This window comes from Pseudomonadota bacterium, from assembly GCA_008501635.1.
In the GTDB taxonomy this organism is placed as follows: Bacteria; Pseudomonadota; Gammaproteobacteria; order QQUJ01; family QQUJ01; genus QQUJ01.
Map to the genome: position 1 here is coordinate 60,498 of QQUJ01000012.1, position 13,566 is coordinate 74,063.

The 13,566-nt window shown below is 60.1% G+C and carries 13 protein-coding genes; 8 read left to right on the forward strand and 5 right to left on the reverse strand.

Going from position 1 to position 13,566, the window contains the following annotated elements; all coding sequences use genetic code 11:
* Window positions 1–224: 224 nt before the first annotated feature.
* Complete coding sequence (locus DWQ09_06700) at window positions 225–815, reverse strand: PEP-CTERM sorting domain-containing protein (protein ID KAA3628900.1); 591 nt, start codon at window positions 813–815, stop codon at window positions 225–227.
* A gap of 611 nt (window positions 816–1,426) precedes the next feature.
* Here DWQ09_06700 and DWQ09_06705 point away from each other — a divergent pair.
* The 5 genes from DWQ09_06705 (at window position 1,427) to DWQ09_06725 (ending at window position 5,549) form a co-directional block, all read left to right on the forward strand.
* Window positions 1,427–2,077: a hypothetical protein gene (locus DWQ09_06705; protein ID KAA3628901.1), complete on the forward strand. Its 651-nt coding sequence runs from the start codon at window positions 1,427–1,429 to the stop codon at window positions 2,075–2,077.
* Window positions 2,078–2,193: 116 nt separating this feature from the next.
* Window positions 2,194–2,733, forward strand: coding sequence for a cytochrome b (locus tag DWQ09_06710; protein ID KAA3628902.1), 540 nt, complete (start codon window positions 2,194–2,196; stop codon window positions 2,731–2,733).
* Window positions 2,734–2,762: 29 nt separating this feature from the next.
* Window positions 2,763–3,458, forward strand: coding sequence for a DNA-binding response regulator (locus DWQ09_06715; protein ID KAA3628903.1), 696 nt, complete (start codon window positions 2,763–2,765; stop codon window positions 3,456–3,458).
* 90 nt (window positions 3,459–3,548) lie between these two features.
* Window positions 3,549–4,817: a sensor histidine kinase gene (locus DWQ09_06720; GenBank protein KAA3628904.1), complete on the forward strand. Its 1,269-nt coding sequence runs from the start codon at window positions 3,549–3,551 to the stop codon at window positions 4,815–4,817.
* A gap of 21 nt (window positions 4,818–4,838) precedes the next feature.
* Window positions 4,839–5,549 (forward strand): ankyrin repeat domain-containing protein, encoded by a 711-nt coding sequence (locus DWQ09_06725; protein ID KAA3628905.1) that lies wholly within the window; start codon window positions 4,839–4,841, stop codon window positions 5,547–5,549.
* Window positions 5,550–5,624: 75 nt separating this feature from the next.
* Here the strand turns inward: DWQ09_06725 and DWQ09_06730 are convergent, their stop codons facing one another.
* Complete coding sequence (locus tag DWQ09_06730; GenBank protein ID KAA3628931.1) at window positions 5,625–6,236, reverse strand: nitroreductase family protein; 612 nt, start codon at window positions 6,234–6,236, stop codon at window positions 5,625–5,627.
* Window positions 6,237–6,438: 202 nt separating this feature from the next.
* The gene (locus DWQ09_06735; GenBank protein KAA3628906.1) at window positions 6,439–6,672 is read right to left on the reverse strand and encodes a DUF1127 domain-containing protein; all 234 of its coding nucleotides are present in this window, start codon (window positions 6,670–6,672) and stop codon (window positions 6,439–6,441) included.
* A gap of 167 nt (window positions 6,673–6,839) precedes the next feature.
* On the opposite strand from DWQ09_06735, the gene DWQ09_06740 reads away from it, so the two are divergent.
* Both DWQ09_06740 and DWQ09_06745 read left to right on the forward strand, forming a co-directional pair.
* Window positions 6,840–8,282 (forward strand): PLP-dependent aminotransferase family protein, encoded by a 1,443-nt coding sequence (locus tag DWQ09_06740; GenBank protein ID KAA3628907.1) that lies wholly within the window; start codon window positions 6,840–6,842, stop codon window positions 8,280–8,282.
* Window positions 8,283–8,322: 40 nt separating this feature from the next.
* Window positions 8,323–8,790, forward strand: coding sequence for a DUF4863 family protein (locus DWQ09_06745; protein KAA3628908.1), 468 nt, complete (start codon window positions 8,323–8,325; stop codon window positions 8,788–8,790).
* A 17-nt stretch (window positions 8,791–8,807) separates the two neighbouring features.
* On the opposite strand, the gene DWQ09_06750 is transcribed toward DWQ09_06745, so the two are convergent.
* A complete protein-coding gene (locus DWQ09_06750) occupies window positions 8,808–9,782 on the reverse strand; it encodes a hypothetical protein (GenBank protein ID KAA3628909.1) in 975 nt (324 codons plus the stop codon).
* A 111-nt stretch (window positions 9,783–9,893) separates the two neighbouring features.
* Between DWQ09_06750 and pyk the strand changes: the two genes are divergently transcribed.
* Complete coding sequence (gene pyk, locus DWQ09_06755; protein ID KAA3628910.1) at window positions 9,894–11,432, forward strand: pyruvate kinase; 1,539 nt, start codon at window positions 9,894–9,896, stop codon at window positions 11,430–11,432.
* A 227-nt stretch (window positions 11,433–11,659) separates the two neighbouring features.
* Here the strand turns inward: pyk and DWQ09_06760 are convergent, their stop codons facing one another.
* The gene (locus DWQ09_06760) at window positions 11,660–13,276 is read right to left on the reverse strand and encodes a cytochrome C (protein KAA3628911.1); all 1,617 of its coding nucleotides are present in this window, start codon (window positions 13,274–13,276) and stop codon (window positions 11,660–11,662) included.
* Between the last annotated feature and the right edge of the window lie 290 nt (window positions 13,277–13,566).

The window sequence follows — 13,566 nt, forward strand, 5'->3', positions numbered from 1 at the left end:
GCGGGTTGTATAGGCTCTGCAACCAACATCGTCTTTCCCGCGAAAGCGGGAGGAGTGGCGCAGGGATGCGCCGTTTACGAAGCCAAGGAAGCAATCGCGTCGTTCCCGATTTGTGGATCCCCGCTTAGCTGGAAGTGTATTTCTGACACGGCGAAGCTGAGCTTGCAGAAAAAAGAACGGGGCCATTAGGCCCCGTCTGTAATTTATTGGCGTGCGGCCGACCCTCAAACTCGACGACGCCCCTTCATCACTATTCCCATAACCAGCAGGCTGATGCCCATCAGAGTCAGGGGCGTGGGCTCAGACACGGAAGTCGCATTGCGGCCCCAGATCGAGACATGGGAGATCGCACCCTGATTCGGCCAGAAATTCTCCAGGCGAATATCCTCCATACCGTCCCACGATGCAAGGTTATAGAAGTAATAACCGGGGCTTGCGTTACCATCCTTGACCGCCAGGTAGCATTCCGGGCAATTGATATTGCCTGCACCTTCCTGCTCAATCAGTGCGTTTGAGGGATCACGCGCCGTGTTGGAAAACGTGGTGCTATACCAACCTGCAAAACTGCCCTCTTCTCGCACCAGCGGAATTTCCAGCTCTCGATCGAAACCCCACTCAGCTTTGTAAAGCAGCGCGAGAGACGGATCGGAGGCAAGCCCAAACGCATCGTAGATACACCCGGGCTCACAATTACGAGGCCCGAAACTGTGCCCCGGTATCATATCGCCGGGATTCAGCACCAAGGCGCGTGCCGGAGTCCCGAACAGCAGCAGTGTCGTCGCGACAACTGCAAACAGCGCCTTCCCGATATTCATCACACAGTCTCCAAAACTTTTACGCTAACTTATCAGAGCATTAAATGTACCAATATATGCAACACTCTGTTTTACTTGATGTTTTCCCGCAGGTATCGATCGAAGCTCAGCCTGCCATGGCAGAAAATGTAAGATATCCCGACACATTAATGCGGCTTTTTCACCTCGTTTCGCCGGCCATCTACCAGAAAAACCCTCCTCTGCACCTCACGCCTCCCCACCAGCCGGCGATCTTTACAATCGTCCTCCGCTGGAAAACCATTTAAGGCATTGTTCTTACAATCTATTTTTTTATGCTCGCCACCCTGGCCATCAACCAAGCGGTTGAAACCAAATATGCCCCAAAACGATCCGGGCGTCTTTTGGTGACTGTAAGACTTTTCGACACCCGATCAATGCAATGCGCCGTTGCATCCCCACCACTCTGATTCCCGGCAGTGGCCGCCGAAAGAGTCTCTCGCCTGCAACGGCAGCGCAGTAAGGCGCCCACCGTGAGTTACTCGTGGATTTGCGCCGATGCGGCAACGGACACCCAAACGGTAAGGCAAGCTATCAGCCACGACTTTACAGATCTTTACATCCGCGACAAACAAGAGAAACCACACCCTTTTATGGTGGACCCCGAGGTTGAAACAAACCATGGCAAGACACATAGGAGATGCACCATGAACGAACAGAATACCCACGACAATGACACTCGCAACACCCCCGTATCGCCGAAAAAACCTGCGCGCCGTCGTTGGTTGGGCTATACCCTGGCCGGACTCGCCGGCATTCTCGGCGTCACCACAGTGACGGCCATTGCCAAAGGCGGTCCCGACGGCTGGTGTCGCGATGGCGGTGGTTACGAGCGCATGCACTGGGGCGGTGACAAGCAGCGCGGTGGCGGCTTCGACCCGGAGAAGGCGCGTGGGTTTGCCGAACGCAAGGCAGATCGTCTGCTCTACGAACTCGATGCAACGCCCGAACAGCGCCAACAGGTGAAGGAGATTCTCGGCAAGGCCTTCGCCGACATGGGCGACAAACGTGGTCAGCGCCAGCAAGACCGCCAAGCCTTTATCGAGATCCTGAGCCAGCCGGAGATCGATCGTGCCAAGTTGCAGGCGCTGCGCAGCGAGCGGATACAGGAGATGGCGCAGAGATCGGAGCGCATGACACAAGCCTTCGCCGATGCCGCCGAGGTGCTGACACCCGAACAGCGCGCCAAACTGGGCGAGGTGATCGGTCAGCGCGGTTTTGGACCGGGGCGCCATCGTCGGTAGTCGCCGATCGCAACTCGGATTAATCGTCGACATATGCTGGGGCGGGTACCAAACCCGCCCCGGTTTCGTATAAGTTGGTGACCCTGTTCGCTGTTTCTCAATTCGGAGGAATCTACATGTCGCCGTCGCGTTATCATCCAACCCTCGTCGTACTGCATTGGCTGTTGGCCTTCCTGGTCATCTTCTCCCTCGGGATGGGGACGTTCGTACTGACGGCGCTCCCCAATGATTCTCCTGACAAGCTCTTCGCGCTGGGCGGCCACATGGTCGCGGGTCTCCTTATCCTCACTCTCATGGTGATTCGCTTCGCAGTGCGCAGCTTCACGCAGAAACCGCAACCTGCTTCCACCGGCAATCCGCTCTTGGACAAGATCGCCGTGCTTAACCACTACGCACTCTACCTTCTGGTCATCCTGATGGCTGCCAGCGGCATCGCCACCTCGGTACAGGCGGGTCTTCCCGATATCGTCTTCGGCGGTTCCGGCGCGCCGTTGCCGGACAGCTTTGCGATCTATACCCCGCGTGTCGCACACGGCATCATCGCGAAGTTGCTGCTGGCGATCGTGGCGCTGCACGCGCTGGCCGCGCTCTACCACCAGTTCGTGCGCAAGGACAATCTGCTGGCCCGTATGTGGTTTGGGCAGCGCTCCGGGTAGCTGGAGCAACGCAAGAGATTCCCCAAACCATGGCGCTACAGGTATTGATGATCGAGGATGACGAACAGCTCGCCGCCATGGTGCGCGAGTATCTCGCGCAATCGGCATTGCAAGTCACACACCGCGCCACCGCCGGCGCCGGTGTCGAGGCCGTGGCGCACAACGATTACGATGCTGTCATCCTCGATATCATGCTGCCCGATTTCGATGGTTTTGAGGCATGCCGCCGTATTCGAGCGCACTCCGACGTCCCCATCCTGATGCTCACCGCGCGCGGTGATGCCGAGGATCGCATCGTCGGCCTGGAGATCGGCGCCGATGACTACCTGCCGAAACCCTTCAACCCGCGCGAACTGCTGGCGCGGCTGCGCGCAATTCTGCGCCGTCGCGCGGCAACCGATGCGCCGACGCAGCCGCTGTTGCGCTTCGGGCGATTGACCATCGACCGCGATGCGCATGCGGTGCGGCTCGATGGCGAGGAGCAACCGTTGACCGGGTATCAGTTCGATCTGCTCGCAACGCTCGCCGAAAATGCGGGCCGTGTCCTTTCGCGCGATCAGCTGATGGATCATCTGCGTGGACAGGAGCTGGAGGCCTTCGATCGCAGTATCGATGTGCATATCTCGCGCATCCGTGCAGCCATCGAAGACGACCCCAAACACCCGCGCCGCATACTCACCGTTCGCGGCACCGGTTATCTGTTTGCAAAGAAACAGGATGAATAGCACCTGTAGGAGCGGCGGAAGCCGCGACATACTGTTATCGATGCGCCATGCCCTATCGCGGCCGCAGCCGCTCCTGCACTGATAGTACAAATGCGCCGACTCTATCTGCACATCTATCTCACCTTTCTCGGCATCCTCGTCGTGTTCGCGGTACTGGCCGCGATCGCCTGGTGGAGCACCCATGATGAACGCGACGCTACGCACCTGCTGGAGGGGATCGGCGGTGTGCTTGGCGAAGTGTTGCCACCGCCACGGGCACCGGCGGAAGACGTGCAGGCGGTGCTCGATCGATTGGGTAAGCGCTTCAAGGCCAACATCACGCTGCGCACGCCCGACGGGCGCATGATCGGTTCGGTGGGCAGGCCGCTGCCCGCGCCGCCTCCCGGCCGACGTCATAGCGGATGGATGAAGGCCCCCGGCCGTGGTCCGGTCTTTGCCATCGCACTACCCGACCAGCGCTGGGCCATCGTGCGCCCCGAGCGCCCGGGACCGGGCAATCGCGCCATCGGTTTTATCGCCATCATCGTGCTGCTACTGACTGCCATCGGCATCGGCGCCTACCCGATGACGCGGCGACTCACCGGCAGGCTGGAGCGCCTGCAGAGCCACGTCGATCACATCGGCAACGGCGATCTCGCCGCTCGTGTCGAGGTCGAGGGCAAAGATGAGATCGCCGCGCTGGCGCGCAGCTTCAACCGGGCGACCGAACGCATCCAACGGCTGATGATGGCGCAGAAAGAGATGCTGGCCAGCGCATCGCACGAGTTGCGCTCGCCGTTGACGCGCATCCGCATGGCGGTCGAATTGCTGGCCGGCGACGATCGCGAAGAACTGCGCGAACGCGTCGCCCGGGACATCGCGGATCTCGATGACCTGATCGAAGAGCTGCTAATGGCGAGTCGGCTCGATCGTGTCGACGAGCTGCAGATGCGCGATGATGTGGATCTGCTGGCGCTGGCGGTGGAAGAGGCGGCGCGCGTCGATGCCGAGGTGAGCGGCGACTCGACCGTGGTCAACGGCGATCCACGTCTGTTGCGACGGCTGCTACGGAATCTTCTGGAGAACGCACGGCGTTATGGCAACGGTTCACCCATCGACGTCGAGGTAACGGCGCGGGCGGACGGCGCGGTGATCCGCGTTCTCGACCGCGGCCCCGGCATCCCCGCCGATGAGCACGAGCGTATCTTCCAACCCTTCTACCGACGCCCGGGGATGCGCGAAGGCATCGATAAAGGGGTGGGTCTGGGACTGGCGCTGGTACGCCAGATCGCCCACCGTCATGGCGGCGATGTCGTATGCCGGGATCGCGAGGGTGGCGGCACCTGTTTTGAAGTAACATTGCGCGAGACCCCCGACTGATCGGCTACCCGCCGCAACCGCATGCTGTTGAAAGATTTTGTCTATCGCTACCCGTTTCTCGTTTCCATTGCGCTGGCCGGCGCGATCCTGCTCGCTCTGTTCGGGCTTCCACGCCTGGCCCACGATGGACTCGAGGCGTGCGATCAGCTGGGTCGCACACCCCTTATCGCGGCAGCGGAGCAAGGCGACAGGGAGACAGTGGTTGCCTTGCTGCGCAGGGGCGCCATCGTCGAATCACGCGACAACTGCCGCTGGACCGCGCTGATGAAAGCGGCCGCCGGCGGGCACCTCGACATCGCCCGGCAACTGCTCGATGTGCGCGCCTTCATCGACCACCGTGACAAAGCCGGTTACTCGTCATTGATGGTGGCGGTGGTCAACGGTCACGCGCCGGTGGTGGCGCTGCTGATCGAACGCGGAGCCCGGCTCGATTTCGCCGACGACAACCTGGGTTGGACGGCGTTGATCTGGGCGGCAAAAGACGGACGCCCGGGAATTGTTCGCCATCTGCTGGCCGGCGGCGCCGAGATCGATGACGCCGATCGGAAAGGAAACACGCCTCTGATGTGGGCCGCGCGCGGAGGCCACGCCAGTGTCATCGAACAGCTTCTGGAGGTGGGCGCCGACCCACGACTCACCAACCATGCCGGTCAGTCAGCCGCGGATCTCGCCAGCGTGGGCAGGCACCCGGAGCTTGCGCGCCGCCTCACATCGTATTTGAGCACCCGCTGACAGCCGCCACACGCAGCCCTGTCTTTCACGCCATCGGCACCGTTTCACCCGATTCCAAACGCAAGCCGCTAACGCCTAGACAAAGACCGCGATCTCGTCGAGTGACTTTTTACTGATCTTGGGCACCCTTGTTCCTTGCTGCGGGTAACCCACCACCACGATCATGGTCGCGCTCTCATTGCCGGGGCGCTCCAATACCTCGCCAAGAAAGTTCATGGGACTGGGGGTGTGGGTGAGCGTGGCCAACCCCGCATTGTGCAGCGCGGTGATCAGAATTCCGGTGGCGATACCGACCGAATCGTGCACGTAGTAGTGCTTGATCTTGTTCCCGTCGCCGTCCACGCCCCACTTCTGACGAAAGATCACGATCAGGTACGGAGCCTGATCCAGAAACGGTTTGTCTGCATCGGTCCCCAGCGGAGCCAGCGCCTCCAGCCACTCCTCGGACGCCGCACCCGCATAGAATTTGCGCTCCTCCTCCTCGGCGGCGTGGCGAATCCTGCGTTTCACGGCGGGATCGGAGACGACGACAAAGGTCCACGGCTGCATGTTGGCGCCGCTGGGTGCCGTACCGGCCGCCAGCAGGCACTGTTCAATCACCCTGCGATCGACGGGACGGTCGGAAAAATCCCGCACGCTGCGACGGCGTTTCACCGCACGATAGAATTGCTCGGCTCGCTCCAGCATCTCCCCGGGCGGGTAGCTGCAATAGGCTTCAAGGGGAATGAAAGGATAATCGGTCACCGGCACACCTCATCCACTGATTGCCCGACGTGGGCGGATAGGAGTGTGTCGGCAAATCAGGTGGAATTCAAACGCACCGCTGCACGCCGGGAGGAACCAGGCGTCTGGCGCGGTAGCAGTGCCACGCTGCCGCAGCCCCCCCCGACTACTCTACCCAGAAAGGCTTGCGCGCTTCGCGTTCCGCGTCGGCACGGTTGATACCGATATCCCGCAACAGCCGGTCGTCGAGATCGAGCAGGTCACGCCGCTGCCGGGCACGCGCCTGCCAGATTTCCAGGGTTCGCCAGAGATTGAAAAGCCGCTCGGTCAGCGTACGGGGATTGCGCCCCGGACGGCGGTAGAGGTCAAGAGGGGTACGCTGCAGGGTTGCGCTGGTCATGGTCTGGTCCTTACTCACACTCTGGATTGCTGAGGGGTAGTGTGCCGTCTATACTGCAACCAGTACAGATTCAAAATAGATTAATTAACTGCATAACAGTTATTGCGGCGCACAACTGTTATGCAGCCTCCGGGGCCCATCTGTGATGGCCGCAGCGAAAGAACGCCATGACGCTCTACGAACAGGTTACCCAGCAGCTGAAGGAGTACATCGACAACGGCGTCTATGGACCGGGCAGCAAACTGCCCTCGGTGCGCAAGCTCAGCGGCCAGCTCAACATCAGCATTTCGACCGTACTGCAGGCGTATGCCCGGCTCGAGGACATGGGTTTGGTCGAGGCGATTCCCCAATCCGGTTACTACGTGAGGCGTGTCCCGCGCGGGCTACCCTCGCCCCCCGCCATCTCCAAACCGCCCGCACGCCCCACCGAGGTGAGCATCAACGAGCTGGCCATGGAGATGCTCCACGCCGGTAATCGCCCCGGCGCAGCACAGTTCGGCACCGCCCTGCCGTGCATCGATTTTCCGGCCGTGCGCCAGATGAACCGGCTCTTCACCCGCATCGCCCGTGCCCAGCCGCATCGCATCGGCCGTTACGAGATCCCGCCCGGCAACCCGGAACTGCGTTTGCAGATCGCACGCCGCTCGGTGGATGCCGGGATGAGCGTCCCCCCCGACGGTATCGTCGTCACCACCGGTTGTCAGGAGGCATTGATGATCGCCATCCGGGCCGTCGCCAAAGCGGGCGACACCATCGCCGTCGAATCGCCCGGGTACTACGGCATGCTGCAGTTGATCGAGTCGCTGGAGATGCGGGCGCTGGAAATCCCGACCGACGCTCGCACCGGCATCAGCCTCGATGCGCTGGCGCTGGCGCTCGATCAATGGCCGATCAAGGCGTTGGTGCTGACACCGCAGTTCAGCAATCCGCTCGGCTACCAGATGCCCGATGAGAACAAGGTGGCGTTGCTCGATCTGCTCAACCAGCATGAGGTGCCTCTGATCGAGGACGATATCAACGGCGAACTCTGTTACGCGGAGCGCCGCGCCAAGGCGATCAAGGCGTGGGATAGCGAGGGAAAGGTGCTCTACTGTTCGTCGGTCTCCAAAACGCTGGAGCCCGGCCTGCGTATCGGTTGGATCATTCCCGGGCGCTACTTCAAGACAGTGGAGCATCTCAAAATCGTCGCCAGCATGGCCACCGCCACACTGCCGCAGATGGTAGCCGCCGAGTTTCTGGAGACCGGCGGTTTTGACCGACACCTGCGTACCGTACGCGCCACCTACCGCGAACGCCGCGATCAGCTGCTGCAGTTCGTGACGCGGTATTTCCCGGAGGAAACACGCATGACCCACCCGCAGGGCGGCTATCTGGCGTGGCTGGAACTGCCCAAACAGTTCGATTCGCTGCAGCTTTTTTCCGAAGCGATGGAGATCGGCATCAGCACCGCGCCCGGTCCGCTATTCTCCGCCGCCGGCAAATATCGCAACTTCATGCGCATCAACTATTCGATGCCCTGGTCGCAGGAGCGCGTCGACGGTTTGGTCCGGCTCGGCGAGTTGATCAACACGCAGCTATCGCGGCATCAACCTGCGGCGATATCCGCGTAGTCCCCGTTATAATTGCCAAAAAAGAGAAGGGGCATGCGCTATGCAACCCAAACAGTTTCAGACCCTGATCACCCCCGTCATCGAAGCGATTGCCGGCAAACCGGTCGACAAACAGCTGGAGACGGAACTGAACCAGCGTTTCCCGGCCAACGAAGAACCCTTCAAAGTGATTCAGAAGGCGTGTCACGCCGCCATTGCCGCGGGATGGATGTGCGCTAATGGTGAAGGCAAACGCCGCTTTGGTCGCATCATCGAGGCCACTCCCGCCAGCCGCGCTCTGAGTGTCGATGTGGTCGATCTCACCGACATCATCGGCCCGCATCACCGCCACCCCAATGGCGAGATCTGCATGGTGATGCCGGTCGATGCCGATGCCAGGTTCGACGGACGTGGCGCCGGTTGGAAGGTCTACCAACCCGACTCCGCGCACCGCCCCACGGTTACCGAAGGACGCGCGCTGGTGCTCTATCTGCTGCCCGAAGGGGCAATCGAGTTCACCGGTCACTAGCCGTTGAAACGGGGGCGCTACCGCTCCACCAGCTCCACGCGCCGGTTCCTGGCGCGCCCGTTATCCACCTGATTGGTCGATACCGGCACCAATGGCCCGACACCGTGGGCAGCGAGACGTTCGCGGGCGATGGCGTGATCCTTTACCAGAGCTTCTATTACCGCCGTTGCGCGCTCCACCGACAGACGCAGGTTATAGTCCAGCGCCCCTGACAGGTCGGTGTGCCCCACGACGTAGACCTTGAGCGCCGGACGTGCGGCAAGCAGCGCAGCGATCTCTTGCAGTGCGGGCTGCGAGTCCGGCGTGAGCGTTGCCTTGTTGTGATCGAAGTAGAGTCCGTACAGTGCCACTTTGCCGTAGCGGTCGATGTCCGCACCCATCGCTTCGGCATCCACGGTTACCAGCCCCTGCTCCACCGCTTTTACTTCGATGATATCCACCATCGTCGCTACCGTATCCGCGCTGTGCTGCTCGACGCCGACGATGACGTAGGCGCTACCCTCGGGCCGGTTCAGGCGTGCCGCCACATAGCCACTGCCACCCTGGGAGGATGATCCTTGTCCGAACAGACTCGCGCCGGGAGGCGTCGGATTGGCCAGGTAGTGAACATTGAGAAATCCGCGTTCGCCTATCGTGCCGCGATTACTGCTGTTCTTGTTGAAGCCCTTGGCCAGCACCTGGAATCCGCCGCGCTCCAATCCCTCCAGATAGTTGGAGTAGATCTCGAAGAAACCACGCTCACCCTTCAGCGCATAGTGAATCCGGGTCACCCGTCCTTTGACCTCCTGCCACTCATCGATCTTCCGGTAGCCGGTCACCGGCCCCAGCGCTATGCGATAGGGTTCGAAATTCTGGATTTCGTACCAGGTGATCTCTGAATCGGGAAACCGGGTAACCAGAGGATGGTCGGTACTGCCGGGAAGATCCTTGGCGATTGCCGGTGTGCTGCCACACAGAAGTACAATCAGGATTAGAGCGTTATGCGGTTTCATTGCGACAGCGTCCTTGTTGTTAGAACCTGTCTCAGAAACCCACGCGGGGGGTTTTGAAACAGGTTCCAGTATCGAGTGGATTAACCCTACCTCACTTTTCTGTGTTATCAAATGGCTGACCCGGAAGCCGCGTCACGGCTTACTCGCCCCGGCGGCATCGATACCAGACGCAAGCCCACACCAGAGTCGCCTATGGTCATCAAAACGCAGCTCGATCTCCTGAAATACCGCCGCACAAAAATCGTCGCCACGCTGGGTCCGTCCTGCGCGGACGAAGCGACCATTGCGCAACTCATCTCCGCCGGCGTCAATGTCTTCCGGCTCAACATGTCGCATGGCAGTCAGGCCGGTCATCGCGAACTCTACGAGCGCGTCCGCGCTACCGCCCAGCGGCTGGCGCTGCCGGTGGCAATCTTCGCCGATCTCTGCGGCCCCAAGATCCGCACCGGATTGTTCAAAGAAAAACAGATCGATCTGAAAACCGGCGACAGCGTGGTCGTAACCACCCGCGACACAACCGGATCACCCGGCCTCATCCCCTCGCAGTACGAAGCGCTGGCGGACGATGTAAAGCCAGGCAACCGCATTCTGCTGGATGACGGCAAGCTGGAGATCGAGGTTGAATCAATTGTGGGCACCGAGATCCAATGCCGCGTTGTTCACGGTGGCGTGCTCAAGGACAAGAAGGGTATCAACCTCCCCGGCGTCTCGATTTCGGCGCCTTCGCTGACCGACAAGGACAAAGCCGATGCGCGCTTCGCACTGGCGATGGGCGTGGACTTCCTGGCCCTCTCCTTCGTGCGCCGTGCCGCCGACGTTACCGATCTGCGACGACTGATCGAACAGACCGATCATCCTGCAGGCATCATCGCCAAATTCGAAAAACCCGAAGCCCTGGAAAACGCCGCCGCGATCATCGGCGTCTCCGACGCCGTCATGGTGGCGCGGGGCGACCTGGGTGTGGAGCTGAAACCGGAACAGGTACCCATCGCGCAACGCAAGTTGATCGACATGGCGCGCAACCTCAACCGACCGGTCATCGTGGCCACTCAGATGCTCGAGTCGATGATGGCGAATACGCGGCCTTCGCGCGCCGAGGTGTCCGACATCTCACAGGCGGTAATCGCCGGCGTCGATGCGGTGATGCTCTCGGGCGAAACCGCCTCCGGTTCGTTCCCGGTGCAAACCGTGCAGATGATGTCGCGCATCATCCACCAGACCGAAGCCTATCTCTTCGAGGAAAACAACTTTGCCGACCTGGAACGCGATCTCGGTCGGATCGAGGGGCCTGTGCCCTTCGGTCACGCGGTCGCGCATGCCACCGCCAACCTGGCCAAACAGATCGACGCCAAAGCGATACTGAGTCTGTCCAACACCGGCATGTCAGCGGTCACCATCAGCTCGGCGCGCCCCTCTGCGCCGCTGTTGGCCATCTCCGCCGACCCCAGGACATACCACCGACTGAACCTCCAGTGGGGTACGTTGCCGATACTCGCCGAGGACGCAGGGCACGCCCATCCCAATCAACTGGCACGCCGCGTTGCACAGCAATCCGGTATCGCCGCAGCGGGCGACTACATCGTGCTGGTCAGAGGATTTCACAGCAATCAAGCGCTCAATACGCCGTCCATCACGTTATTGATGGTTTAGCGCTCTATTTTCGCAAGGTATTTATTGCCACGAACTGCCCTGTCAAAAGAGCCGTTGCCGCTCATGATTTTAGGCGTCACGCTTGCATTGCGAGGGCTTGCCAAAAGGGCAGATGCCTAGAACCTATCTCAAAATTCCCCGCGAGCTGTGCCTTCTGATCAACACTCTCTTCTAACCAGACTTAATCAGAGGTTCCTTGGCTCTTGTGCCTATTGACAACCCGCTCTTTAATGCACCGTACCCTGGAGCCCCACCACCACTGTGCGCGCGCGCACACGTGAGAACACGCCTGCGGGCACCTCCATTGATACCGCCTTCACTCTCTTCAGCGTCTTTGCATCGTAGATCATGAGCCGGTCACCAACACGTCCGGCGGTTCGATCACCGCCATACCCGGCGCTGACGTATATATATTCGCCGCGCGCGGTGTACTCTGGAAAGTGTGAGCGACCGAGTGTCCCCGCAACAGTCAGAGTCCTCACCACATCGAGACTGTTCTTATCTATAAACTGGATCTTGTTCGCAGCCGGACCTGTGCCAACGATATCGACCACAATGTAGGGGGCCTTGGGATGCGCAGCGGGTGATTCGGTGGGTCCCAGAACGGGAATGCGCTTGACGACCTCGAACGTATCCATGTCGAAAACGGTCACTTCGTACGACTCACAAGGGTGTGAACCAATGTTGGTGCCAATACCCAGCAGTCGGCCTTGTGACCTCACAACAGCCCCCGAACCGAGGTGCGGTTGACAGCCGGCCGGAATTCTTTTTACAACCCGATTTTCGGCCAGATCGATGACGGCGATGATGTTGTCGTCGTAAGAGGCAATAAGCACGAAACGACCCTCCGGAGAGAGGAATGCATCGTGCAGATGCCGGCCCACATCGGTTATTTTTGTGATGGGCATATCCGGCTTATCGACATCCACTATCCACACTTGGCCGGCCTGTTCGAGTGCTACCACGAAGATGTCTGCATAAGGCGTGCTGGTGATCATGCCCGAGTCGGCCTCGACCATCTTGCCGTCCAGGTCATTGCCGCGCAGTTCCATCAGCTTGAGTGGCTCCAGGGTCGCGGCATCCAGAATCACCGCCGTATTCGGTACAAAGGAACCCGCAGCAAGATATCGTCCGTCACGCGATACTGCGAGTGATGTGCCATTCAACCCGGCCCGTACCTTGCGCACAATCTTCAACGAGTACAGATCGATCTTGTGGATATAGCCGATATCATCCCGAACATAGGCCCACCGTTCCTGCTTTGGGTGGAAGTCCATGAGATGCGGTGCAAAACCGGTGGGTATTTCGCCAATCTTTTTGTTGGTTCTGCCGTCAAAGAATACGATTTTGGATCCGTCGCCGGCGGCGAAGTGTCCGCGTGCCATTACGGCCATCAAGTCGTCAACGTTCTCTATCGGGTAGGTCGGTTTGTTGGGCAGGGTTGATTCATCGGCAACGAACACCTCAAGCGAATTTCGTATATCGCTCAATCCCCAGGACAGGGATCGTTTCGGGCGCGCTGTTATGAGAGAGGCCAGCAGATCCATTTCGTTGACTGATAATTTACCGAACAACGTGGGATGTTGCGGCATCATGGTCGCCGCGCCCCCGGTCTGGATCTTGGCACTGACCTGCTGCTGAGTGAGCGTGGTTTGATCGCTGTTCAATGCCGGCCCAATGTATCCGCCGCGGTCTGCCCCATGACACACAGCGCAATGATCATCATACAGCCGTTCGGCCTTGCTGAAATCCTGGGCCCAGGAAGCGGATGCCATTCCCAGTAACGCAGCCATCCACAGGATTGTCACAATGGCGTGTTGTGTGGCGTTCGTCGATCTGTCCATCAGTACACTCTCCTTATGAGGACTACACAGCGATAATCTCAGGCAACCCGCAAGCGCTGGGGGAGATCGACGCCGGACGGCGCTTGATCTGCCCAACATACCCCAATATAAAACGTAATGACACAGGGCCTTTCGTCACCAAACGCACCTATTCCTCCGCTTCCTCCCAGCCCGTGATCATCGCCCGGATATGGGCCAGCGGCGTATGACCGGTAGTGGCGAGATAGACATGCGCCACCAGGATGATCAGCATCAGGAAAGCGCCGACAGTGTGCAAAATGGCTACCGTA

Excerpts from the sequence above, each read along its gene's own strand:
- DWQ09_06715 (KAA3628903.1), top strand. The coding sequence starts at position 2,763 with ATGGCGCTACAGGTATTGATGATCGAGGATGACGAACAGCTCGCCGCC.
- pyk (KAA3628910.1), top strand. The coding sequence starts at position 9,894 with ATGGCTGACCCGGAAGCCGCGTCACGGCTTACTCGCCCCGGCGGCATC.
- DWQ09_06710 (KAA3628902.1), top strand. The coding sequence starts at position 2,194 with ATGTCGCCGTCGCGTTATCATCCAACCCTCGTCGTACTGCATTGGCTG.
- DWQ09_06730 (KAA3628931.1), bottom strand. The coding sequence starts at position 6,236 with ATGCTGGAGCGAGCCGAGCAATTCTATCGTGCGGTGAAACGCCGTCGC.
- DWQ09_06700 (KAA3628900.1), bottom strand. The coding sequence starts at position 815 with ATGAATATCGGGAAGGCGCTGTTTGCAGTTGTCGCGACGACACTGCTG.
- DWQ09_06760 (KAA3628911.1), bottom strand. The coding sequence starts at position 13,276 with ATGGACAGATCGACGAACGCCACACAACACGCCATTGTGACAATCCTG.
- DWQ09_06745 (KAA3628908.1), top strand. The coding sequence starts at position 8,323 with ATGCAACCCAAACAGTTTCAGACCCTGATCACCCCCGTCATCGAAGCG.
- DWQ09_06750 (KAA3628909.1), bottom strand. The coding sequence starts at position 9,782 with ATGAAACCGCATAACGCTCTAATCCTGATTGTACTTCTGTGTGGCAGC.
- DWQ09_06705 (KAA3628901.1), top strand. The coding sequence starts at position 1,427 with ATGGTGGACCCCGAGGTTGAAACAAACCATGGCAAGACACATAGGAGA.
- DWQ09_06740 (KAA3628907.1), top strand. The coding sequence starts at position 6,840 with ATGACGCTCTACGAACAGGTTACCCAGCAGCTGAAGGAGTACATCGAC.
- DWQ09_06720 (KAA3628904.1), top strand. The coding sequence starts at position 3,549 with ATGCGCCGACTCTATCTGCACATCTATCTCACCTTTCTCGGCATCCTC.
- DWQ09_06735 (KAA3628906.1), bottom strand. The coding sequence starts at position 6,672 with ATGACCAGCGCAACCCTGCAGCGTACCCCTCTTGACCTCTACCGCCGT.
- DWQ09_06725 (KAA3628905.1), top strand. The coding sequence starts at position 4,839 with ATGCTGTTGAAAGATTTTGTCTATCGCTACCCGTTTCTCGTTTCCATT.